The following is a 23,312-nucleotide window of genomic DNA, read 5'->3' on the forward strand; positions in this document are numbered from 1 at the left end:
CGATACCGAACCAGACAAACGACACCTCCGGGTGTCGTTTTTTTTTGCCCGCTATTTTTCCGCGCTGACATCCGGATGGGTGCAGCCTGTTCTGCAACACCGGCGAATTAATGCGATACCGCTCGCGACTGTCTGATTACCTGCTTTAACGCCTCCTCCAGCCGTTCAGAATAAGTCTCTTCATCAGGATGGATGTGATTATGCTGACATGGATGGTTGTAGCCCGGCTGGGCATTATGGCTACGCTGCCTTTACTGTTTATCGCCCGGCTTCCTGCCGGGGAAAGCATTCTGGGTTTGCTGCTGACAGGGATCGTATTACTGCAATGTCGTCTGCCAACCCTGCGCATAAGCGGGCTCGCACTGCTGCTACTGGCATGGGCTTGTAACGATGCAAGGTTAATGGTCAGGGATATTGAGCATCATTCCGCACGACCAGCCACCTACAGCATCCGCATTGTCGAACTGAAAAAGGAGAGCAGGCAAATCAGGGTTCACCTGCTGAAAGAGGGCGAGCGCTGGCTGTTTCCACCTCGTTTTGCCTGGCTCTATTTCGATGCCGATCCTGAACAGTATTGTCCCGGCCAGCGCTGGACAATGCGATTACGACTGCGGGCGGTTCATGCCCGGCTGAATGAGGGCGATTTTGATGCTCAGCGTTTTGCGCTGGCGAATAATACGCCGTTACAGGGGCGCATTCTTCAGCAGGTTGCGGATAAGAGTCAGTGTGACTGGCGCTGGCGATTCATCCTGTGGCACCGCAGACAGACAGCCGCCTTACCGTCACATGCCACATTAGAGGCTCTGGCCTTCGGCATCCGCGATGATTTGAGCCGCGAAACGCGTCAATTGTTGCGTGATACCGGTACCGCTCATCTGATGGCGATTTCAGGTATGCACATTGCGCTGGCGGCAGGCAGCGGCTGGCTGCTGGCTCGCGGACTGCAATTTGCGCTGCCGGCCCGCTATATCAGTTACGGTTTTCCACTGTTACTCAGCTGGCTGTTTGCTGTGCTATACACCTGGCTGTCGGGGGCGCATCCGCCAGCACAGCGCGCACTGCTGGCGCTGACGCTCTGGACGCTCACCCGCATTGCCAGCATTCAGCTCAATAGCTGGCAGGTCTGGACATATTGCGTAGCGCTGCTGTTGATCCTCGATCCCCTGACTGTGCTGTCAGAAAGCTTCTGGCTCTCGACGCTGGCTGTCGCCATGCTGCTGATCTGGTATCACTGGTTCCCGCTCTCCCGCCGATTCCGCCATCAACGGCGCTGGTTACCGCTGCAGCTGCTGCATCTTCAGCTGGGAATGCTGTTGCTGATGGCACCGCTGCAGGTGGCTATCTTTAATGGTCTCAGCCTGACTGCACTGGTGGCTAACGTGTTGGCCGTTCCGGTGGTGTCATTCGTTACCGTACCGCTGATTCTTATCGCCATGCTGCTGCCTCTACCTGCGTTATCGATACTCTTCTGGCAGGCTGCGGATCTGTCGTTACGGGCACTATTACAGTCTCTGGCAGCCTTGCCGCCAGGCTGGTGGCCGCTGCACGGCACCGTTTTTTTCGCGGTGTTGATATGGGGCGGTCTGATTCTATGGCGAACCCAGCTGTTCTTCGCTCTGCCTCTGAGCAGCAGTGCAATTGCGCTGGCGATAATCATGAGTCGCCAGCCGAAACAGGAGCCGGGATGGCGCATCGATATGCTGGATGTCGGTCACGGTTTAAGTATGGTGATCAGTCAGGGCGATGAAGCGGTACTGTATGATACAGGTCCGCGCTGGCAGAGCGACAACGCTGGCAGCCGGGTGATTATCCCCTGGCTGGAGCGCAAGCAGCTGCGACTGAAGCAGATCATCCTCAGTCATAAACATCTCGACCACAGCGGTGGACTTGCGGCGATAACTGCGCGCTGGCCGACGGTTAACGTGCGTAGCGCGCTGGCAAACGACGCCCATCTGCCTTGTGTACGCGGTACGCAATGGCGCTGGGGCCGGCTCCAGTTTGACGTTCTCTGGCCATTGTTCCTGCCGACCCGCGGCGACAACAACGATTCCTGTGTCATCATCGTCGATGATGGTCAGGTGAGATTACTGTTAACCGGCGATATCGAGGCGATAGCGGAGCGTCAGCTGGTGGCGCTGGAGAAGCAGCGTCTCAGGGTCGATATCCTGCAGGTGCCGCATCACGGCAGCCGCACGTCCTCAACCCCGCTGTTGTTGCGCAGCGCGGCGGGCAAAACAGCACTTGCCTCTCTGGCGCGCTACAACGCCTGGCATATGCCGGCAAAAAGCGTGCTGGAAAATTACCAGCGAGCCGGTTTTAACTGGCTCGACACCGGTCAGTCGGGCCAGATCAGCATCACTATCCAACAGGGTAAAATTGCGGTTTACAGCCTGCGCGATCAATTAATGCCCCGTTGGTACCATCAGTGGTTTGGCGTCAAACGCGAATCCAGGTAGAATGGCCGGCTATTTCCAACAGCGTGAATAAATAATGCATCTAGATAAAGATCTCTCTACGTGGCAGACATTCCGCCGACTCTGGCCAATGATCGCGCCTAACAAGGCGGGATTAATTGTGGCGTCCGTTGCCCTGGTTATTAACGCTGCGGGCGACGCCTTAATGCTCTCCCTGTTGAAACCGTTACTGGATGATGGTTTTGGTAAAGCCGATAAATCGGTGATGCTGTGGATGCCGCTAGTGGTTATCGGCCTGATGCTGATCCGCGGCGTGACCAGCTATATCTCCAGCTACTGCATCTCCTGGGTTTCTGGCAATGTGGTAATGACTATCCGCCGTCGGCTTTTCAGCCACATGATGGGCATGCCGGTCTCATTCTTCGACCAGCAGTCGACCGGCACCCTGTTGTCACGTATCACCTACGATTCAGAGCAGGTTGCGTCTTCCTCTTCGGGTGCGCTGGTTACGGTAGTACGTGAAGGTGCCTCCATTATTGGCCTGTTCATCATGATGTTTTACTACAGCTGGCAGCTGTCGTTGATTCTGATTGTACTGGCACCGATCGTTTCCTTTGCGATCCGCACCGTCTCCAAGCGTTTCCGTAACATCAGTAAAACCATGCAAAACACCATGGGCCAGGTGACGACCAGCGCGGAACAGATGCTGAAGGGTCATAAAGAAGTGCTGATTTTCGGCGGCCAGGAGATCGAGTCTGAGCGCTTTGCCCGCGTCAGTAATCGCATGCGTCAGCAGGGTATGAAGCTGGTTTCTGCCTCGTCCATCTCCGATCCGGTGATTCAGCTGATCGCCTCTCTGGCACTGGCTTTTGTACTCTATGCTGCCAGCTTCCCGAGCGTGATGGATACCTTAACCGCCGGTACTATTACCGTGGTCTTCTCATCAATGATCGCGCTGATGCGTCCCCTGAAGTCACTGACTAACGTTAATGCCCAGTTCCAGCGCGGTATGGCAGCCTGTCAGACGCTGTTCTCTATTCTGGACAGCAAGCAGGAAGTGGATAACGGTACTCGTGAAATCACCCGTGCGAAGGGCGATATTGAGTTTCGTAACGTCACCTTTACCTATCCGGGTCGTGATATTCCGGCGCTGCGTAATATCAATCTCTCGCTGCCGGCAGGCAAAACGGTGGCACTGGTGGGGCGTTCCGGCTCCGGTAAATCGACCATGGCCAGTTTGCTGACCCGCTTCTACGATATTCAGCAGGGCGAAATTCTGCTGGATGGTTTCGATTTGCGTGAGTACACCTTACGTTCGCTGCGTAACCAGGTCGCCCTGGTGTCGCAGAATGTTCATCTGTTCAATGACACCATTGCCAATAACATCGCCTATGCCCGCAGCGAGCAGTACAGCCGCGCGGAGATCGAAAAGGCCGCGACTATGGCGCATGCGATGGATTTCATCAATAAGATGGATAAGGGCCTGGATACAGTGATCGGCGAAAACGGCGTGCTGCTATCAGGCGGCCAGCGTCAGCGTATTGCGATTGCGCGTGCTCTGTTACGTGATTGCCCGATTCTGATCCTTGATGAAGCCACCTCGGCGCTGGATACCGAATCTGAGCGGGCCATTCAGTCGGCGCTGGACGAACTGCAGAAGAACCGTACCTCTCTGGTGATTGCGCACCGACTCTCTACCATCGAAAAAGCGGATGAAATCGTGGTGATTGAAGATGGTCAGATTGTTGAGCGCGGCACGCACCAGGTACTGTTAGCGGAGCGTGGGGCCTATGCCCAGCTGCATAAGATGCAATTCGGCCAATGATTGAGCGCATCTGGAGTGGTCGTTCACCCTTATGGCTGCTGTTATGGCCACTGAGCCTGCTGTATGGGGCGATCGCCACTCTGATTCGTTACAGTTATCAGCGCGGCTGGCGTAAAAGCTGGCGCGCGCCGCTGCCGGTGGTGGTGGTGGGCAATCTTACGGCTGGCGGTAATGGAAAAACGCCGGTGGTGATCTGGCTGGTCGAGGCATTGCAACAGCGCGGTCTGCGCGCGGGTGTGGTGTCGCGTGGCTACGGCGGTAAAGCAGAACATTATCCGCTGCTGGTTACCGCCCGGACCGCTACCGAACAGGCCGGCGATGAGCCGGTGCTGATTGCCCAGCGCACCGGTGCGCCCGTGGCCGTGGCACCAGAACGGCGGCGGGCAATTGAAGCGCTGCTGAATCAGGGGCCGTTAGATGTGATTATCACTGATGACGGCCTGCAACATTACGCATTGCAGCGCGATCGCGAAATTGTGGTGGTGGATGGTGTCCGTCGCTTCGGCAATGGCTGGTGGCTACCCGCCGGACCGATGCGTGAACGCGCCGATCGTCTGCGCCAGGTTGATGCGATTGTGGTCAACGGCGGAGAAGCGGAGCCCGGTGAAATTGCGATGCAGCTTCAGCCAGGCCTGGCAACCCATCTGCTGACCGGCGAAACCCGCCCGGCTGACCAGCTTCATTCGGTGGTCGCCATGGCCGGTATTGGTCACCCGCCGCGCTTCTTTACCACCCTGAAACAGCAGGGGCTGACGCCGGTCGCCGAGATCGCGTTTGCCGATCATCATGCTTACAGTCAGGATGAGCTGGCGCGGCTGACTCAGGCCGGACAGCAACTGCTGATGACCGAAAAAGATGCGGTAAAATGCCGCCACTTTGCTCAGCCCAACTGGTGGTATCTGCCGGTCGATGCCAGTCTGAAGGGAGAGGCCGTAGCACCGCTGCTGGCCGATATTGAACAGCTGTGCCGCAGCGGTCAGCCAGGACATTAATTTCCCGATCAATAAGGAAGAGAATGAACCCGCAGCATTCACTTTCGTTACGACAAGCACGCCACCTTCATCTCGCCGCGCAGGGCCTGCTGCGCCCGCCAGCAAAACGCGCCCGCTATCAGGATCTGATTGACTGCATCTCACGCATGTCGCTGCTGCAAATCGATACCATTAACGTCGTTGCCCGCAGCCCCTATCTGGTGCTGTTCAGTCGCCTTGGTGACTATCCGCAGGCGTGGCTGGAACAGGCACTGGCTGAGGGTAAGGTGTTTGAATACTGGGCACACGAAGCCTGCTTTATTCCACGCGCCGACTACAGGCTGCTGCGGCACCGCATGCTGTCGCCGGAACGGCTGGGCTGGAAATATAACGCGCAGTGGGTAGCTGATCATCAGCAGGAGATCGCCGAATTGCTGCAGCAGATCCGCGAAAACGGTCCGGTGCGGGCTGCCGATTTTGCGCCTGCCGAAAACCATAAACCGGGATGGTGGGCATGGAAACCGCACAAGCGGCATCTGGAGAATCTGTTCAGCGCCGGTGAGTTGATGGTGGCCGAACGCCGCAATTTTCAGCGGGTATACGATCTGCGCAGCCGGGTAATGCCCGACTGGCAGGATGCGCTGCACAGCATCAGCGAAGCCGAAGCGACCCGCTTGATGTTACTCAACAGTGCCCGCAGTCTCGGCATCTTTCGCGCCAGCTGGCTGGCCGACTATTACCGGCTGAAACGGGTGCCGCTGAGCGCCTTTCTGGCGGATGCGCAGGACGCGGGAGAAGTCATCGCGGTGACCACCGAAGAGCTGGGCGAAATGTGGCTGCACCGTGATTCGCTGCCGTTGCTTGAATCCCCGTTACAGGCAACCCACAGCGCGCTGCTGTCGCCGTTCGATCCGGTGGTCTGGGATCGCAAACGCGCGCTGGAGCTGTTCAGCTTTGATTACCGCATTGAGTGTTATACGCCCGAGGCAAAACGGAAATTTGGCTATTTCGTATTGCCGATCCTGCATCGTGGCGAGATAAAAGGCCGACTGGATGCCCGGATGGTGCGCCAGTCAAAACAGCTGGAGATTAAAAATGTCTGGCTGGAGGATCGGACGCGGGTCACGTTGCAATTTGCCGGAGATATCCGGCGGGCGATAACGCGCTTTGCAGCCTGGCAGGGCGCGGAAACCGTTTCTCTGCTGCAGGTTCCCGCCGCTCTGCGGCAGCACTGGCCGGCCAGCTGGTCACTGCAATCCCAGCCTGGCAACCGGTGATGCACTGATACGTTTTACGCCCTGCCGCCCGGGCTGGGCTATGGTATGCTTTATCCCTTACGCATTCGGTCCCTGATGGAGGACATATGGATCATCGTTTACTCGAAATCGTTGCCTGCCCGGTGTGCAATGGCAAACTTTATTACAACAATGCGCAGCAGGAGTTGATCTGCAAACCGGATGGCCTGGCGTTCCCGGTGCGTGACGGTATTCCGGTATTACTGGAGAATGAAGCGCGCACGCTGTCGGTTGAAGAGATTCATCCATGAGTTTCACCGCCATCATTCCTGCGCGTTATGCGTCAACCCGCCTGCCAGGCAAGCCGTTAGTGGATATTCACGGCAAGCCGATGGTGGTGCATGTAATGGAGCGCGCCCGTGAATCGGGCGCCAGTCGGGTCATCGTCGCTACCGATCATCCGGATGTGGCACAGGCGGTGCAAGCCGCTGGCGGTGAAGTCTGCATGACGCGCGCCGATCATCAGTCCGGCACCGAGCGTCTGGCAGAGGTGATTGAAAAATATCAGTTTGCTGATGATGAGATCATCGTCAACGTGCAGGGCGATGAGCCCATGATCCCGGCGGAGATCGTGCGCCAGGTCGCCACCAATCTGGCCGGTTCCACGGCAGGAATGGCGACGCTGGCGGTGCCAATCACCGATGCGGAAGAGGCGTTTAATCCGAATGCGGTGAAAGTGGTGATGGACGTGCATGGCCATGCGCTCTATTTTTCGCGTGCCACTATCCCCTGGGATCGTGAACGTTATGCCAGCTCGCGCGAGCAGATTGGTGACACGCTGCTGCGTCACATCGGCATTTATGCTTATCGCGCGGGCTTTATTCGCCGCTATGTCGCCTGGGCGCCTTGCCCGCTGGAGCAGATCGAGCTGCTTGAGCAGTTGCGGGTGCTGTGGTACGGCGAGAAAATTCATGTTGCGGTGGCGAAAACGATTCCCAGCGTCGGCGTTGATACGCCGGACGATCTGCAGCGCGTTCGCGCAGCAATGCAGGCCTGATAAAACGGGGAGAGACTCCCCGTTACTGCGCAGTTTTGTTGATCCGTCGCTAAACTTCTTATCTGTAGTCCCTTCAGGATAGTCTGCTATTCATCTGAGGAGGATGCCCCATGGAACAGCTCAAAACCGAACTGGCGCTGGTGCTGGGCGAGCCCATCAGCCGTCTCGAAATCATCAGCGAACATCCGCCTGCCCGACTTTATGCGCTGTACGACGATAAAGGACAGCCGATGCCGGTGATGGCGAAATATTTCCGTCATCAGGGACGTGCCGCGCTGGAAGCCAAAAAACTGGCGTTACTTGGCCACGCCGGGCTGATTGCGGTGCCGGTGGTATTTGGCCTGGTGATGAGCCAGCAGCCGCCGGTGCATGAAATGCTGCTGCTGGCGCGGCTCAATGGCGTACCGGCAGAAGCACCGGCGCGTGATGCACAACGCTGGCAACAGTTTTGCGAACAGGTGGTGGAGGGGCTGCTGGCCTGGCACCGGCTCGACAGTCATGGACTGGTCGGTACGGTGGACAGCACGCAGGAAAACCGCTGGCCCGCCTGGTATGCGCAGCGGGTTGAGGTGCTATGGGCGACCCTGAGCTATCTGCGTCCGCCCGGCTTTACGCTGGACGACCGTCAGATTCTGTTTCGCAGCCGGGCGCGGTTAGCGCATCTGTTCCGCGACTTTAACGATCCCTGTGTCATGGTGCACGGTAATGTCAGGCTGCAAAGTATGCTGAAAAATCCGCGCAGCGATCAGCTGCTGGCGATGACCCAGCCTGGACCGATTCTATGGGCACCGCGGGAATATGACCTGATTCATCTCGATGATTCGCCAGCCGAAACCGCGCTGCTGCACGCTTACCTGCAGCGGGCCCCGGTGGCAGAAGGCTTTGTCTGGCGACGGTGGCTCTATCAGCTGTGGGACTGCATCGATCAGCTGGTGCAGACCGGCGAATTTGACCGGTCCCGTTTTGATCATGCCCGCACCCAGCTACTCCCCTGGCTCGGATGACCGCGTTGTGTCTCCCTTCAGTCGCTGCAATACCGTACCCAGTGTTTCATACACTGCCCGCTCGCTGTGACTCAGCCAGATAGAGGACGGAATGGCGCGCTCCCAGCCATTCAGCGGCGAGGTGATCGCCAGCTGGTTGGCCGGCGCAGCAATCGGATTCAATCCTGCCGCCTGGAAGAAACGCATTGCGCGGGGCAGATGATTGGCTGAGCTGATCAGCAGAAAGGGGCGCTGACCAATCTTCTTCTTCACCGCCTGTGCTTCGTCAGCGGTATCCCGCGGTTGATCGAGAATCTGAATGCGATCGGCCGGCACGCCGAGACTTTCGGCAACCTGCGCGGCGACCCAGGCGCTGCTTTTTGGATTGGTGCCACCCGCGGCGCCGGTAAAAATCAGGGTAGCCTGCGGATAGCGATGCCACTGACGTACCCCTTCCGCCACGCGTGGCAGGCTGTTGTTGAGCAGGTTCGAGCTGGGCGCCCAGTCCGGATTAAAGGTGTAGCCGCCGCCGAGTACCACGATGTTATCGACCGGCTGCGTGCCGTTCCAGGTCGGATAACGGCTATCGAGCGGCAGCAGCAGCCGATCGGCCAGCGGCTGCAGGCTTAGCAGCAGCAGAAATAACCAGCTGGCGGAGATCAAAATTTTGCCGCTTTTCTGCCAGTCAGTGAACCAAAGCAATAAAATGCCGAGCGCCATCAGCAAAAGCAGAAACGGCAGGGGCAGCAACAGCCCGCCGATCACTTTTTTCAGGGTAAAAAGCATCTAAAAAGACTCCTGTTGTCCGAAAAAACAGCAGCCGGAAGGGAAGATGGGGATGAAAGGTTCATTCTTCTGGTGCCTGTGACAAAATAGCACAAGTCTCACCGCAGCATACCGGAGCACATGCCATGCAGGATCGTAACTTTGACGATCTCGCGGATAAATTTTCGCAAAATATATACGGCACCACCAAAGGGCGAGTGCGCCAGGCGATCCTGTGGGATGAGCTGGAAACTATCCTGCCCGGACTGTCACCGCATCCGCTGTCGGTGCTGGATGCGGGCGGCGGCGTGGGGCAGGTCTCCAGCGGGCTGGCCGCGCGCGGCCATCAGGTTCTGCTGTGTGATCTTTCAGGCGAAATGCTGCGCCGGGCAGAGGAAAATGCGGCAGCGCAGGGTGTGAGCCACAACATGCAATTCAAACAAATTAGCGCCCAGCAGGTGGGTGAACATTTGGATAAGCCGGTGGATCTGGTATTGTTTCACGCTGTGCTTGAGTGGGTTGCTGAACCGGAAAAGGTGCTGCAGGCGCTATTTGATCTGTTGCGTCCGGGCGGCGTCATGTCGCTGATGTTTTATAACCTGCACGGCCTGACGCTACGCACCTTAACGCTGGGCAATTTTGGCTATCTGCGCACCAATCTGACCAAGCGTAAAAAGCGCACGCTATCACCTGACTATCCGCGCGATCCCGATCAGGTCTACCGCTGGCTGGAAGCGTGCGGCTTCGTCATTGAACAACGCGCCGGCATCCGGGTATTCAGCGACTACATGAAGCCGCCGAAAGGCGAGCCCAAAAGCGACGACGAAATTATTGAGATGGAGCGGCGTTACTGCCGTCAGGAACCCTTTTTGAGCTTAGGGCGCTACATCCATGTGACTGCGCGCAAACCCGGGCAGAAGGACGAATTATGAGTGAATTTTCCCAGACGGTACCTGAACTGGTATCCTGGGCGCGCAAGAATGACTTCTCTCTTGCGCTGCCAGTAGAACGTCTGGCCTTTTTGCTGGCTATCGCCACCCTTAACGGTGAGCGGATGGATGGCGAAATGAGTGAAGGCGATCTGATTGATGCTTTCCGTCACGTCAGTAAGGCTTTCGAACAAACCCACGAAACCGTGTTGGTTCGCGCCAACAACGCCATCAACGATATGGTGCGACAGCGCCTGCTCAACCGCTTTACCAGCGAGCTGACCGAAGGCAATGCCATCTATCGTCTGACCCCGCTGGCGATCGGCATTACCGACTACTACATCCGCCAGCGCGAATTTTCGACCTTACGCCTGTCGATGCAGCTCTCTATCGTTGCCAATGAGCTCAAGCGCGCTGCCGATGCGGCTCAGGAAAACGGCGATGAATTTCACTGGCACCGCAACGTCTTTGCGCCGCTGAAATATTCGGTGGCTGAGATATTCGACAGCATCGACATGACGCAGCGTCTGATGGATGAACAGCAGCAGGCGGTGAAAAATGATATCGCCGAGCTGCTGAATAAAGACTGGCGCGCGGCGATCTCCAGCTGTGAAATGCTGCTGTCGGAAACCTCCGGTACGCTGCGTGAACTGCAGGATACGCTGGAGGCGGCGGGCGACAAGCTGCAGGAGAACCTGCTGCGGATTCAGGATGCGACGCTCGACAGTCCGGATCTGGGCTTCGTCGATAAGCTGGTGTTTGATCTGCAAAGTAAACTCGACCGTATCACCAGCTGGGGCCAGCAGGCGATCGACCTGTGGATCGGTTACGACCGCCACGTCCATAAGTTTATCCGTACCGCCATCGACATGGATAAAAACCGCGTTTTCGCTCAGCGTCTGCGGGTCTCGGTGCAAAATTACTTCGATGCGCCCTGGGCGCTGACCTACGCCAACGCCGATCGCCTGTATGACATGCGCGATGAAGAGCTGACGCTGCGTAATGACGAGGTGATGGGTGAACTGCCGGCCGAGATGGAGTACGAAGAGTTCAACGAAATTCGCGAGCAGCTGGCAGCGATGATTGAAGAGGCGCTGCAGATCTATAAAACGCAACAAAAACCGCTCAACCTCGCGTCAGTGATGCGTGACTACCTGGCCCAGTATCCTCGCGCCCGTCATTTCGATCTGGCGCGGATTGTGGTCGACCAGGCGGTGCGTCTTGGCGTTGCGGAAGCTGATTTAGCCGGCTTGCCTGTGGAATGGCAAGCCATCAATGATTACGGAGCCAAGGTGCAGGCACATGTCATCGACAAATATTGAACAAGTGATGCCGGTTAAGCTGGCACAGGCACTGGCAAACCCGATCTTTCCCGCGCTCGACAGCCAGTTGCGCGCCGGACGACACATCGGTATTGAAGAGCTGGATAATCACGCTTTTCTGATGGATTACCAGGCGTTTCTCGAAGAGTTTTACAGCCGCTATAACGTTGAGCTGATTCGTGCGCCGGAGGGCTTTTTCTATCTGCGTCCGCGCTCTAGCACGCTGATCCCGCGTTCGGTGCTCTCTGAGTTAGACATGATGGTGGGAAAAATCCTCTGCTATCTCTACCTCAGCCCGGAACGCCTGGCTAATGAAGGGATCTTCACTCAGCAGGAGTTGTATGACGAACTGCTGTCACTGGCTGATGAAAGCAAGCTGCTGAAGCTGGTTAACCAGCGTTCGACCGGCTCAGATCTGGATCGCACCAAACTGCAGGAGAAAGTGCGCGCCTCGCTGAGCCGTCTGCGCCGCCTGGGGATGGTGTGGTTCTTCGGTAACGACAGCAGCAAATTCCGTATCACCGAATCGGTATTCCGCTTCGGCGCTGACGTGCGTAGCGGTGACGATGCCCGTGAAGCGCAGCTGCGCCTGATCCGCGATGGCGAAGCGATGCTGCTGGAGAACGCCACCGCAACGGCAGACGCCGATGAAGGCGACGAACAGGAAAGCGATGCGAGTGAGAACGCAGAGGAACAACAGGCATGATTGAACGCGGAAAATTTCGTTCGCTTACGCTGATCAACTGGAACGGCTTCTTTGCCCGCACCTTTGATCTTGATGAACTGGTCACCACTCTGTCAGGCGGCAACGGTGCGGGTAAATCCACCACCATGGCAGCGTTTGTCACCGCGCTGATCCCCGATTTGACGCTGCTGCACTTCCGTAACACCACCGAAGCCGGCGCGACCTCGGGCTCACGCGATAAAGGCCTGCACGGTAAGCTGCGGGCTGGCGTCTGCTATTCCATGCTCGACGTGGTTAACTCGCGCCATCAGCGTGTGGTGGTTGGCGTGCGGCTGCAACAGGTGGCCGGACGGGATAAAAAAGTCGACATCAAGCCGTTCAGTATTCATGGCCTGCCGACCGACACCAATCCCACCGACATGCTGACCGAAGTCCTCAACAGCCGACAGGCGCGCGTGCTGCCGCTGAACGAGGTCAAAGAACGGGTTGAAGCACAGGAAGGGGTGCAGTTCCGCGCCTACAGCTCGGTCACCGATTATCACGCCATGCTGTTTGATCTCGGTGTGGTGCCGCGTCGTCTGCGCTCCGCCAGCGATCGCAGCAAGTTTTATCGTCTGATTGAAGCCTCGCTGTATGGCGGTATCTCCAGCGCCATTACCCGCTCGCTGCGTGACTATCTGCTGCCGGAAAACAGCGGCGTGCGTAAAGCCTTCCAGGATATGGAAGCCGCGCTGCGCGAAAACCGCATGACGCTGGAAGCGATTCGCGTCACCCAGTCAGATCGCGATCTGTTTAAGCATCTGATTTCGGAAGCGACCAGCTACGTCTCCGCCGACTACATGCGGCACGCTAACGAGCGACGGGTCCATCTCGACAACGCCTTACAGCTGCGTAATGAGCTGTTCAGCAGCCGCAAACAGCTGGCGTCTGAACAGTATCGCCACGTTGAAATGGCGCGCGAACTGGCTGAGCACAGCGGAGCGGAAAACGACCTGGAAGTGGATTATCAGGCGGCCAGCGATCACCTGAATCTGGTACAGACCGCGATGCGCCAGCAGGAAAAGATTGAGCGCTATGACGCCGATATCGAAGACCTGACGCTGCGGCTGGAAGAGCAGAGCGAAGTGGTGGCCGAAGCGCGTGAGATTCAGGAAGAGAATGAAGCGCGCGCCGAAGCGGCTGAACTGGAAGTCGATGAGCTGAAAAGCCAGCTGGCGGACTTCCAGCAGGCGCTTGACGTGCAGCAAACCCGCGCCATTCAGTATCAGCAGGCCTTGCAGGCGCTGGAACGCGCCCGTTCACTCTGTCAGTTGCCCGACTTAACCATCGACAACGCGGCGGAATGGCAGGCCAGTTTCCAGGCCAAAGAGGAAGAGGCGACCGAACGGTTACTCAATCTTGAGCAGAAGCTGAGCGTGGCGGAAGCGGCGCACAGTCAGTTTGAACAGGCGCTGGCGCTGGTGACCAGCATTGCCGGCGACGTGACCCGTCAGGACGCATGGCAGACCGGCCGGACGCTGCTGCGCGACGCCAGCAATCAGCGCCATCACGCTGAACAGCTCTCTTCGCTGCGTCTGCGCCTCAGTGAGCTGGAGCAGCGTTTACGCGAGCAGCATGAGGCTGAGCGTTTGCTGGCGGAGTTCTGTAAACGCCAGGGGCAGCATTATGAAGCTGATGCGCTGGACGGTTTGCAGCGTGAGCTGGAAGCGCAGATTGAGCAGCTGAACAGCAGCGTGGCGGATGCCGGTGAGCAGCGCATGATGATGCGTCAGGAGCTGGAACAGCTGCGCGAGCGTATCGCCACGCTGACCGCCCGCGCGCCGCACTGGCTGGCTGCGCAGGAAATTCTGACGCAGCTGAGTGAGCAGACCGGCCAGGCGCTCGCCAGCAGTCAGGACGTGACCGAATATATGCAGCAACTGCTGGAGCGGGAACGTGAAACCACCGTTGAACGTGACGAAGTGGCGGCGCGTAAACGTGATATCGAGCAGCAGATTGAACGTCTCAGTCAGCCTGGCGGTGCCGAAGATGCGCGCCTTAACCAGCTGGCGGAACGTTTTGGCGGCGTACTGCTGTCAGAAATTTATGATGACGTCACGCTGGATGATGCACCTTACTTCTCGGCGTTGTACGGTCCGTCACGTCACGCGATTGTGGTGCCGGATCTGTCGCTGGTGCGTGAGCAGCTCGACGGGCTGGAAGAGTGTCCGGAAGATCTCTATCTGATCGAGGGCGATCCCCAGTCGTTTGATGACAGCGTATTCAGCGTTGATGAACTGCAGAATGCGGTGGTGGTGAAGGTTGCAGAGCGGCAGTGGCGCTATTCCCGCTTCCCGAAAATCCCGCTGTTTGGCCGTGCTGCGCGAGAAAATCAGCTTGAGCTGCTGCACAGCGAACGCGATCGTCTGGCCGAGCGCTATGCCACGCTGTCGTTCGACGTTCAGAAAACCCAGCGTCTGCATCAGTCATTCAGCCGCTTTATCGGCAGTCACCTCGCCGTGGCGTTTGATGCCGATCCGGAAGCACAGATTCGCCAGCTGGGCGCACGTCGCGGTGAGCTGGAGCGGGCACTTAACCAGCACGAAAGCAACAATCAGCAGCAGCGTCAGCAGTTTGAGCTGGCAAAAGAGGGCGTAGCGCAGCTAAACCGCCTGCTGCCGCGCGTTAACCTGCTGCTGGATGAGACGCTGGCCGATCGCTGTGAAGAGATCCGTGAACAGGTTGAGGAGGCGCAGGAGGCGGCGCGCTTCCTGCATCAGCACGGCGCGAAACTGGCGAAACTCGAACCGATTATTGCCGTATTACAAAGCGATCCTGAACAGCATGAGCAGCTGCAGGCCGATTACCAGCAGGCGCAGCAGCAACAGCGCAACGCCCGCCAGCAGGCTTTTGCCCTGACGGAAGTAGTGCAGCGTCGTGCGCACTTTGGCTATGATGATTCGTCCAGCATGCTTAACGGCAACAGCGATCTCAGTGACAAGCTGCGTCAGCGTCTGGAGCAGGCTGAGGCGGAACGTAGCCGCAGCCGTGAGCGTCTGCGCGAGCATCAGGCGCAGCTGACGCAGTATGCTCAGGTGCTGGCCTCGTTGAAAAGTGCCTATGACGCCAAGCGCGACATGCTGAAAGAGTTGCAGCAGGAGATGCAGGATATCGGCGTTCACGCCGATGCCAGCGCCGAAGCACGGGCGCGCGTCCGTCGTGATGAGCTCTATACGGCGCTGAGCCATAACCGTGCACGGCGTAATCAGCTGGAAAAACAGCTGACCTTCTGTGAAGCGGAGATGGATAACCTGCAGAAGCGACTGCGCCAGCTGGAACGCAACTATCATCAGGTGCGTGAACAGGTGGTCAGCGCCAAAGCGGGCTGGTGTACGGTGCTGCGGCTGGTGAAAGAGAATGGTGTCGAACGTCGCCTGCATCGTCGCGAACTGGCCTATCTGAGCGGTGACGAGCTGCGTTCAATGTCGGATAAAGCGCTGGGTGCGCTGCGTCTGGCGGTGGCGGATAACGAACACCTGCGTGACGTGCTGCGTCTGTCGGAAGATCCGAAACGGCCGGAACGCAAGATCCAGTTCTTTATCGCGGTTTACCAGCATCTGCGCGAGCGTATTCGTCAGGATATTATTCGCACTGACGATCCGGTCGAAGCGATTGAGCAGATGGAAATTGAGCTGAATCGCCTGACGGAAGAGCTGACGGCGCGTGAACAGACGCTGGCTATCAGCTCACGCAGCGCCGCCAACATCATCCGCAAAACCATTCAGCGTGAGCAGAACCGTATCCGCCAGCTGAACCAGGGTCTGCAGACCGTGAGCTTTGGTCAGGTGCGCAGTGTCCGGCTCAACGTTAACGTGCGTGAAACCCATGCAATGCTGCTGGATACGCTGTCGGAAGAGCATGAACAGCATCAGGATCTGTTTAACAGCAACCGTCTGACCTTCTCAGAGGCGCTGGCGAAACTTTATCAGCGTCTTAATCCGCATATCGACATGGGGCAGCGGACGCCGCAGACCATCGGTGAAGAGCTGCTGGACTACCGCAACTATCTTGAGATGGAAGTTGAAGTTAACCGGGGTTCTGACGGCTGGCTGCGTGCGGAAAGTGGGGCGCTGTCGACCGGTGAAGCGATCGGTACCGGGATGTCGATTCTGGTGATGGTGGTGCAGAGCTGGGAAGAGGAGTCTCGCCGTCTGCGCGGTAAAGACATCTCGCCATGCCGGTTGCTGTTCCTTGATGAAGCCGCCCGTCTTGATGCACGTTCGATCGCCACGCTATTTGAACTGTGTGAACGGCTGGAAATGCAGCTGGTGATCGCCGCCCCGGAAAATATCAGTCCGGAGAAAGGCACAACCTATAAGCTGGTGCGCAAAGTATTCAACAATACCGAGCATGTGCATGTGGTTGGCCTGCGTGGTTTTGCGGCCGATCCTTCACCGACCCGACGGCAGGATGAGAACGATTCTCTGCCCGATTTAGCCGGTGAAAAATCGCAGGCGGAAACATAGTCAAAAACTGATCCATTGGTTAATCTGGTAACGGCATTTGTCGCGTGAGGCAAATGCCGTTTTTGTTTGTATACTCAACATTATGAGTAAGCAGCCCGGTCGCAGTAGTTTCAGGGAACGCTGCGCAGTTGAACAGAGAAGGGGGCAGGGATGTTGCTGGCAAATAGGTTTAAACATCATCGTGTTGTTTCATGGTTAGCGCTGGCGCTAACCATGGTTCCATTTACGCTGCCGCAGGCCGCTGTGATCGCCGCTATGCCGGGCACCACACAAAGTGCGATGTCAGTCACCGAAAGTCAGCAACGTATCCGGCAGGCGTTTTCCAGTGCCGATCAGCCTTTTTATCTGGGGCCACTGGCGACGCTGTATGCGTCCCGTCATATGCAGCCGTTGTGGCAGGATCGCCAGGCGGTGCAAAAATTTCAGCAACAGCTGGCTGAGGTCGCGCTATCCGGCGTGCAACCGCAGTTTACCCGCTGGGTCGAACGTCTGACTGACCCGGCCATTACCGGCTTTGCCCGCGATGTGGCGCTCTCTGACGCGATGCTCGGCTATCTGCAGTTTGTCTCCAGCGTGCCGACGCAGGGTGAAACCTGGCTCTATAGCAACGTGCCCTACAAACTGGCCCAGCCGTCAGTGGCGGTGGTTAATCAGTGGCAGAATGCGGTCAATGCTGGTTCTGACAGCATTTTTATCACTTCACTGGAACCGCAGCATCCGCAATATCGCCCAATGCACGCTGCGCTAAAAAATCTGCTCAGCGATAAACGGCCATGGCCGCAGCTGAAGAATAGCGAAACCCTGCGTCCGGGACAGGTGAGTGATGATGTGCCGGCGCTACGTGAAATCCTGCAGCGCAGCGGGATGCTCACCGCACAGGCTGATGCGCCCGCGCCGGATGAGGATGCCGTGCCGGTGACTTCTGTACCGGTCAGCCACAGCGACCAGCCGGTGGTGGTCAGCCCGTCTGCGACGCCGGTTTCCGATCTGCCTGTTGCCACGCCGCAGTCACCGGGTAATGTGCAGAGCCTGACGCTGGATGCCAATAACAGCGCGAATGTTTACGACACGACGCTGGTTGCAGCGGTGAAGCGTTTTCAACAGTGGCAGGGACTGGATGGCGACGGGGCGATCGGTGCCAGAACGCGTCAGTGGCTGAATGTGTCACCCCAGATGCGCGCCTCCTTGCTGGCGCTGAACATTCAGCGGCTGCGGCTGCTGCCGGATGATATGCACAACGGCATCATGGTCAACATCGCCAACTACTCACTGATTTACTACAACAACGGTAATAAAATTTTGTCGTCGCGGGTGATCGTCGGTCGTCCCGATCGCAAAACGCCACTGATGCGCAGCGCGCTCAACAATGTGGTGCTGAATCCGCCGTGGAACGTACCGACCACGCTGGTGCGTAAAGACATTATTCCCAAGGTGAAGCAAGACCCTGCTTATCTCTATAAGCACGGCTATACCCTGCTGTCGGGCTGGAGTGAGGATGCCGAGGTGATCGACCCGAGCATGATTGACTGGAGCATGGTGTCGGCCTCATCGTTCCCCTATCGCCTGCGCCAGGCACCTGGCCAGATGAACGCGCTGGGACGCTACAAATTCAACATGCCGAGTTCAGATGCCATCTATCTGCACGACACGCCGAATCATAACCTGTTCCAGCGGGATATCCGGGCGCTGAGCTCAGGCTGCGTGCGGGTGAATAAAGCCTCTGAACTGGCGGGGCTGCTGTTGCAGGATGCCGGCTGGAATGATTCGCGCATCTCCAGCACCCTGAAAGAGGGCGATACCCGGTACGTACCGATTCGCCATCGCATTCCGGTTAATCTCTATTACTTAACCGCCTGGGTAGCGGATGATGGCAAACCGCAGTTCCGAACAGATATTTACAATTATGATGACACTGCACGCTCCGGCAGCCAGGCGTTACAAAGGGCTGAGCAGTTGTTGCTCTAGTGTTTGATTTTCAATCGTTAGCCGTCGGCTATCGTTAACGAAAATAGCGCTCAAATGGCGATCCCGCTCGGGATCGCCGCACATTCTCGCCCCACATGGGTTGACGCCTCTCTGAGAGAAAGTTATGGTTCGGCCTGTGCGCTTTTTGCACATTTCTATGGCTTCACTCTCAGGTAATACGGTTAATGTCTACTATTGATTCTTTTCGTCGCAAGCTACTGCTTTGCGGAAGTGCGGCCGCCGGGCTGGCATTATTGCCCGCTTCTGCAAGGGCCTCGCTTTCAACTTCTCGCCCGCGTGTATTAACGCTGAATAACCTTCACACAGGTGAAACCCTTAAAACTGAGTTTTTTAATGGTAAACGTTACGACAAGGATGAGTTGTCACGATTAAATCACTTTTTCCGTGACTATCGCGCCAATAAAGTGAAAAGCATCGATCCCCACCTGTTTGACCAGATTTTTCGTCTGCAGGCGCTGCTGGAAACCCGTAAACCGGTGCAGCTGGTTTCTGGTTACCGTTCGCTGGCGACCAATAACATGCTGCGCGAAAGCGGGCCTGGGGTAGCGAAACACAGCTATCACACCAAAGGTCAGGCGATGGATTTCCACATTGAGGGCGTTACCTTAGCCAACGTTCGCAAAGCGGCGTTATCTCTGCGCGCGGGTGGTGTAGGATATTATCCTCGCAGCAACTTTGTACATATTGATACCGGGCCGATCAGGCACTGGTAATGACGCCGGCAACGCTGCGTGAGCCGGTCATGGAGCGTTATGAACTACCACATTATTCCTGTTACCGCCTTTGCCCAGAACTGCTCGGTGATCTGGTGTGAAACCACCGGTGAGTCGGCGCTGGTCGATCCGGGCGGTGACGCTGAACGTATCAAACAAACGCTGGAACAACACAAGCTGAAGCCTGCGCAGATCCTGCTGACTCATGGTCACCTTGATCATGTCGGCGCGGCGGTGGAACTTGCAGCCTTTTACCAGATTCCAATCGTCGGACCGCAGAAACGCGATGCCTTCTGGCTGGAAGCCCTGCCGACTCAGAGCCGGATGTTTGGACTGGAAGAGTGCTCGCCTTTTACGCCGGACCGCTGGCTGGAAGAGGGTGATAGCGTGCAGGTCGGGTTGGTGACGCTGGAAGTTTTGCACTGTCCAGGCCATTCGCCGGGTCATGTGGTGTTCTTTGATCGTCCGGGACGCTTGCTGATCTCCGGTGATGTGATTTTCAACGGTGGCGTCGGCCGCACCGATTTCCCGCAGGGCGATCATCAGCAGCTGATCGATGCCATCCGGAGCAAATTATTGCCGCTCGGCGATGATGTGACTTTCCTGCCAGGACACGGCCCGATTTCCACGCTGGGCCGTGAACGAATCAGTAATCCTTTCCTGCAATAAAAAATGGGCCAGTCGGCTAATGCTCGTCAGTGAAGGTTAACTTTGCAAAGGCTGTCACGGTCAGACGTGGCAGCTTTTTTTCTGAGCAGGCGTGCCGGAGTGCGGGCCTGCGCACTGTGCTGCTGCTGCCGGGCCGTCCTCGCGCCGCTGCGCGGTGCCTTCGGCTTTGACGTCGTGCCGACGAACCGTTCGCGGATCGGCCCTCCCTGGCCGGCCCCGAACTCTCCACGCTTCCCGGCGAGGCGTTCTGGCCCGGCGTCACGCCTCAGCGCTGCGGATAACCCTTTCAGCAGCAGAGGCGGTCAGGCCTCTACTATCGTGCCCGTTTTAACAACACTCTCTCAAGTTTCAGAGCAGGCCGGAGCGGCACCAGACTGCGTTATCACCGGTCGCTTAACTGACGGGCAATGGGCCAGCCGGCCCATTTTATAGTCGTGATACGCGGTTACAGTACCGCGACAATCGCCTCACACAGCGCCGACATATTATCTGGCGTCATGCCCGCAACGTTGACTCGTCCTGAGTTGACCGCATAGACCGCAAACTCCTCGCGCAGACGAATCACCTGATCTTTGGTCAGGCCGCTGAACGAGAACATTCCGTTCTGTTTGATGATGAAGCTGAAGTCACGCTGCGCGCCTTTCTCCGCCAGAGTATTCACGAACAGCTGACGCATACGCTGGATGCGCTGACGCATGTCTGACAGCTCCTGCTCCCAGATGGTACGCAAAGCGTCGTTGCCGAGAATGGTGGCAACAACGGCGGCACCGTGAGCTGGCGGATTGGAGTAGTTCGCCCGGATGGTATATTTCACCTGGCTGAAGGCGGTATCCGCCACGCTTGCCTCTGCGGCCACCAGGGTAATGGCGCCTACGCGTTCGTTGTACAAGCCAAAGTTCTTCGAATAGGAGCTGGCGACAATCAGTTCCTGATGGGACGCGGCGAAAATGCGCAGTCCTTCGGCATCCTCATCCAGACCGCGGGCGAAACCCTGATAGGCAAAGTCAAACAGGGGTAACCAACCGCCAGCCTGTGACAGCTGCGCCAGCTGCTGCCACTGTTCAGCCGTTGGATCGATGCCGGTTGGGTTATGACAGCAGCCGTGGAACAGCACCACATCGCCTGGCTGCACCTGTTTCAGTGATGCAACCAGACCGTCAAAATCGAGCGTATGATTTTCAGCGTCGTAATACTGATATTCACACACCTCAAGACCAGCAGCATTAAACACATTTTTGTGGTTCGGCCAGCTGGGATTGCTGACCCAAATCCGCTTTACGGATGTCTGGGTGGCAAGGAAATCGGCCGCTACGCGCAGCGCACCGGTACCGCCTGGGGTCTGTGCCGTACGGGCGCGGCCAGCGGTAATCAGTGGGCTCTGACTGCCAAACAGTAACGCCTGGGTACAACGGGCGAAATCCGCCAGACCATCAATGCTGAGATAGTTTTTGGTGGTTTCGTTTTCCAGCAGATACTGTTCGGCTTTTTTAACGCTGGTCAGCACCGGTGTCTTACCGGTTTCATCTTTATAGACGCCAATACCGAGGTTAATTTTGTTAGGGCGGTCGTCAGCGCGAAACAGATCGGCCAGCCCAAGAATGGGATCGGCGGGTGCAGCAGAGATCGATTCAAACATGAGTCAGGTCCAGTAGCGGGAACGTTAGCAAAATGAGCTCTCAGGTTAGCGTCACGCCAGGCAAATGCCAACCGTTTGCGAGCGTTATTGATACTTTTTGCGGGCTTACTTCAGCGAGAGGAAATAAAAAAGGGGAGCGTGGGTAAGCGTCGGGAGAAAAAGGGCGTCTGGCTGGATAACAGACATAAAAAAACGGGGCCGATGGCCCCGTCTTCAAACAGTTCTGACAGCGAGATTAGAACTGGTAAACCAGACCCAGTGCAACTACGTCGTCTGTATTCAGACCCAGACGGTTGTTGTCATCCAGCTGGTTGATCTGGTAGTCCACATAGGTAGACATGTTTTTGTTGAAGTAGTAGGTTGCGCCCACGTCGATGTATTTAACCAGGTCAGCATCGCCCACGCCTTCGATATCTTTGCCTTTAGACTGAACGTAGGCGATAGATGGACGCAGGCCGAAGTCGAACTGATACTGTGCAACCAACTCAATGTTCTGCGCTTTGTTTGCGAAAGCAGTGGTATCGGTGCCAGGTCCAGTTGTCAGAGTGAACGGCGTTGAGTTACGGGTTTCACCGTAATAAGCCGCCAGGTAGACATTGTTTGCATCATACTTCAGACCGGTTGCCCAGTTTTCAGCGCGTTTACCCTGACCGACAACAGTACCGTTAGCTGCAACGCCAGCGGCCTGTGCATCGGTACGGTCGCTGCTGCTATAGGCACCCACAACACCTACACCGATTGGTGAGACGTAAGACGTTGACAGACCCCAGCCGTCGCCGTTTGAACGACGAATTTCATCACGCTCGTTTTTGCCCTGATACTGAACGGCGAAATCCCAGCCATCTACCAGACCAAAGAAGTTAGTGTTGCGGTAAGTCAGCAGGCCGGTGCTACGACCGTTCATGAAGTTATCTGAGTATCCTGAGTCGCCACCGAACTCTGGCAGCATATCGGTCCAGCCGATTGCATCGTAAACCACACCGTAGTTACGGCCGTAGTCGATTGAGCCAGCATCACCGAATTTCAGACCGGCAAAGCCCAGACGGGTTCTGTTACCGTCTTGCGCGTCAGAACCTTCAGAGTTGTTCGCCTGAACGTTGTATTCCCACTGGCCGTAACCGGTCAGCTGGTCGTTAATCTGAGTTTCACCCTTGAAGCCGAAGCGAACGTAAGTATTGTCGCCATCGCTGCCGTCGTTATCAGAGAAGTAATGCAGGCCAACGGCTTTACCGTACAGGTCCAGTTTGTTGCCGTCTTTATTATAAATTTCGGCTGCGTTTGCTGCGCCTGCGGCTAACAGAGCAGGGATAACCACTGCAAGAATATTGCGCTTCATCATTATTCATTACCCTCGTTGGAGTTATTTGTACACCTGCCACTGCCGTCAAGAAACCTTTACGGGAACCCTGAGAGAAGTTTGGTGTCTTCCTGTGTCTGCACGCATCTTTCCATCCAACCCGCCTTAATTCTACCTCGAAAATGCTACGAAACTCGTAATCTGGTTTCAAAAGGAAAATATGTATTACAAAATGTAAAAAACACGGAACTTTGTGAGAGAACTCAAAATTTACAAAAATAAAAAAAGGCCGGCAGTGCCGACCTCTTTATATATATGAA

16 protein-coding genes and 1 pseudogene are annotated in these 23,312 nt (G+C 56.8%); 14 read left to right on the forward strand and 3 right to left on the reverse strand.

The genetic code is table 11. The features are described 5' to 3' along the window. Positions 1-200: 200 nt before the first annotated feature. From ACX3P5_RS06080 to ACX3P5_RS06110, 7 genes are all read left to right on the forward strand, one after another. Entirely contained in the window at positions 201-2,456 is a 2,256-nt protein-coding gene (locus ACX3P5_RS06080) for a DNA internalization-related competence protein ComEC/Rec2 (RefSeq protein ID WP_458968416.1), read from the forward strand. Positions 2,457-2,490: 34 nt separating this feature from the next. Continuing rightward, positions 2,491-4,239: a lipid A ABC transporter ATP-binding protein/permease MsbA gene (gene msbA / locus ACX3P5_RS06085; protein WP_233984729.1), complete on the forward strand. Its 1,749-nt coding sequence runs from the start codon at positions 2,491-2,493 to the stop codon at positions 4,237-4,239. After that, positions 4,236-5,231: a tetraacyldisaccharide 4'-kinase gene (gene lpxK / locus ACX3P5_RS06090; RefSeq protein WP_233984728.1), complete on the forward strand. Its 996-nt coding sequence runs from the start codon at positions 4,236-4,238 to the stop codon at positions 5,229-5,231. Before msbA ends, lpxK begins: the two co-directional genes overlap by 4 nt. Positions 5,232-5,254: 23 nt before the next feature. Next, complete coding sequence (locus ACX3P5_RS06095) at positions 5,255-6,487, forward strand: winged helix-turn-helix domain-containing protein (protein WP_233984727.1); 1,233 nt, start codon at positions 5,255-5,257, stop codon at positions 6,485-6,487. An 86-nt stretch (positions 6,488-6,573) separates the two neighbouring features. Continuing rightward, a complete protein-coding gene (locus tag ACX3P5_RS06100) occupies positions 6,574-6,756 on the forward strand; it encodes a Trm112 family protein (RefSeq protein WP_031376635.1) in 183 nt (60 codons plus the stop codon). Then, positions 6,753-7,502, forward strand: a complete 750-nt coding sequence (kdsB, locus tag ACX3P5_RS06105) for a 3-deoxy-manno-octulosonate cytidylyltransferase (RefSeq protein WP_336754959.1) — start codon at positions 6,753-6,755, stop codon at positions 7,500-7,502. Before ACX3P5_RS06100 ends, kdsB begins: the two co-directional genes overlap by 4 nt. A gap of 110 nt (positions 7,503-7,612) precedes the next feature. After that, positions 7,613-8,506: a YcbJ family phosphotransferase gene (locus ACX3P5_RS06110; protein WP_458968417.1), complete on the forward strand. Its 894-nt coding sequence runs from the start codon at positions 7,613-7,615 to the stop codon at positions 8,504-8,506. Here ACX3P5_RS06110 and elyC read toward each other — a convergent pair. Beyond that, positions 8,486-9,271: an envelope biogenesis factor ElyC gene (elyC, locus tag ACX3P5_RS06115; protein WP_233984724.1), complete on the reverse strand. Its 786-nt coding sequence runs from the start codon at positions 9,269-9,271 to the stop codon at positions 8,486-8,488. The two genes, ACX3P5_RS06110 and elyC, sit on opposite strands and share 21 nt — an antisense overlap. Positions 9,272-9,396: 125 nt before the next feature. Between elyC and cmoM the strand changes: the two genes are divergently transcribed. The 7 genes and pseudogenes from cmoM (at position 9,397) to ACX3P5_RS06150 (ending at position 20,059) form a co-directional block, all read left to right on the forward strand. Beyond that, positions 9,397-10,182, forward strand: coding sequence for a tRNA uridine 5-oxyacetic acid(34) methyltransferase CmoM (gene cmoM / locus ACX3P5_RS06120; protein ID WP_233984723.1), 786 nt, complete (start codon positions 9,397-9,399; stop codon positions 10,180-10,182). Then, positions 10,179-11,501, forward strand: a complete 1,323-nt coding sequence (gene mukF, locus ACX3P5_RS06125; RefSeq protein WP_233984722.1) for a chromosome partition protein MukF — start codon at positions 10,179-10,181, stop codon at positions 11,499-11,501. Before cmoM ends, mukF begins: the two co-directional genes overlap by 4 nt. Then, entirely contained in the window at positions 11,482-12,207 is a 726-nt protein-coding gene (mukE, locus tag ACX3P5_RS06130) for a chromosome partition protein MukE (protein WP_458968418.1), read from the forward strand. Before mukF ends, mukE begins: the two co-directional genes overlap by 20 nt. Further along, positions 12,204-16,691, forward strand: coding sequence for a chromosome partition protein MukB (mukB, locus tag ACX3P5_RS06135; protein ID WP_233984720.1), 4,488 nt, complete (start codon positions 12,204-12,206; stop codon positions 16,689-16,691). Before mukE ends, mukB begins: the two co-directional genes overlap by 4 nt. 276 nt (positions 16,692-16,967) lie before the next feature. Further along, positions 16,968-18,656, forward strand: a pseudogene (gene ldtD, locus ACX3P5_RS06140) (L,D-transpeptidase); the annotation flags it as partial. Between the two features lie 185 nt (positions 18,657-18,841). Continuing rightward, positions 18,842-19,390, forward strand: coding sequence for a YcbK family protein (locus tag ACX3P5_RS06145; RefSeq protein WP_233984718.1), 549 nt, complete (start codon positions 18,842-18,844; stop codon positions 19,388-19,390). Between the two features lie 39 nt (positions 19,391-19,429). Continuing rightward, a complete protein-coding gene (locus ACX3P5_RS06150) occupies positions 19,430-20,059 on the forward strand; it encodes an MBL fold metallo-hydrolase (protein ID WP_233984717.1) in 630 nt (209 codons plus the stop codon). A 445-nt stretch (positions 20,060-20,504) separates the two neighbouring features. Here ACX3P5_RS06150 and ACX3P5_RS06155 read toward each other — a convergent pair whose 3' ends face one another. Then, entirely contained in the window at positions 20,505-21,695 is a 1,191-nt protein-coding gene (locus ACX3P5_RS06155; RefSeq protein WP_233984716.1) for an amino acid aminotransferase, read from the reverse strand. Positions 21,696-21,930: 235 nt separating this feature from the next. Beyond that, positions 21,931-23,034, reverse strand: a complete 1,104-nt coding sequence (ompF, locus tag ACX3P5_RS06160) for a porin OmpF (protein ID WP_293000671.1) — start codon at positions 23,032-23,034, stop codon at positions 21,931-21,933. Between the last annotated feature and the right edge of the window lie 278 nt (positions 23,035-23,312).

This window comes from Pantoea sp. S-LA4 (assembly GCF_054482835.1).

What these genes read in the sequence shown, in the direction of transcription:
- ACX3P5_RS06080 (WP_458968416.1), top strand. Translation starts at nt 201, where the DNA reads ATGCTGACATGGATGGTTGTAGCCCGGCTGGGCATTATGGCTACGCTG.
- msbA (WP_233984729.1), top strand. Translation starts at nt 2,491, where the DNA reads ATGCATCTAGATAAAGATCTCTCTACGTGGCAGACATTCCGCCGACTC.
- lpxK (WP_233984728.1), top strand. Translation starts at nt 4,236, where the DNA reads ATGATTGAGCGCATCTGGAGTGGTCGTTCACCCTTATGGCTGCTGTTA.
- ACX3P5_RS06095 (WP_233984727.1), top strand. Translation starts at nt 5,255, where the DNA reads ATGAACCCGCAGCATTCACTTTCGTTACGACAAGCACGCCACCTTCAT.
- ACX3P5_RS06100 (WP_031376635.1), top strand. Translation starts at nt 6,574, where the DNA reads ATGGATCATCGTTTACTCGAAATCGTTGCCTGCCCGGTGTGCAATGGC.
- kdsB (WP_336754959.1), top strand. Translation starts at nt 6,753, where the DNA reads ATGAGTTTCACCGCCATCATTCCTGCGCGTTATGCGTCAACCCGCCTG.
- ACX3P5_RS06110 (WP_458968417.1), top strand. Translation starts at nt 7,613, where the DNA reads ATGGAACAGCTCAAAACCGAACTGGCGCTGGTGCTGGGCGAGCCCATC.
- elyC (WP_233984724.1), bottom strand. Translation starts at nt 9,271, where the DNA reads ATGCTTTTTACCCTGAAAAAAGTGATCGGCGGGCTGTTGCTGCCCCTG.
- cmoM (WP_233984723.1), top strand. Translation starts at nt 9,397, where the DNA reads ATGCAGGATCGTAACTTTGACGATCTCGCGGATAAATTTTCGCAAAAT.
- mukF (WP_233984722.1), top strand. Translation starts at nt 10,179, where the DNA reads ATGAGTGAATTTTCCCAGACGGTACCTGAACTGGTATCCTGGGCGCGC.
- mukE (WP_458968418.1), top strand. Translation starts at nt 11,482, where the DNA reads ATGTCATCGACAAATATTGAACAAGTGATGCCGGTTAAGCTGGCACAG.
- mukB (WP_233984720.1), top strand. Translation starts at nt 12,204, where the DNA reads ATGATTGAACGCGGAAAATTTCGTTCGCTTACGCTGATCAACTGGAAC.
- ACX3P5_RS06145 (WP_233984718.1), top strand. Translation starts at nt 18,842, where the DNA reads ATGTCTACTATTGATTCTTTTCGTCGCAAGCTACTGCTTTGCGGAAGT.
- ACX3P5_RS06150 (WP_233984717.1), top strand. Translation starts at nt 19,430, where the DNA reads ATGAACTACCACATTATTCCTGTTACCGCCTTTGCCCAGAACTGCTCG.
- ACX3P5_RS06155 (WP_233984716.1), bottom strand. Translation starts at nt 21,695, where the DNA reads ATGTTTGAATCGATCTCTGCTGCACCCGCCGATCCCATTCTTGGGCTG.
- ompF (WP_293000671.1), bottom strand. Translation starts at nt 23,034, where the DNA reads ATGATGAAGCGCAATATTCTTGCAGTGGTTATCCCTGCTCTGTTAGCC.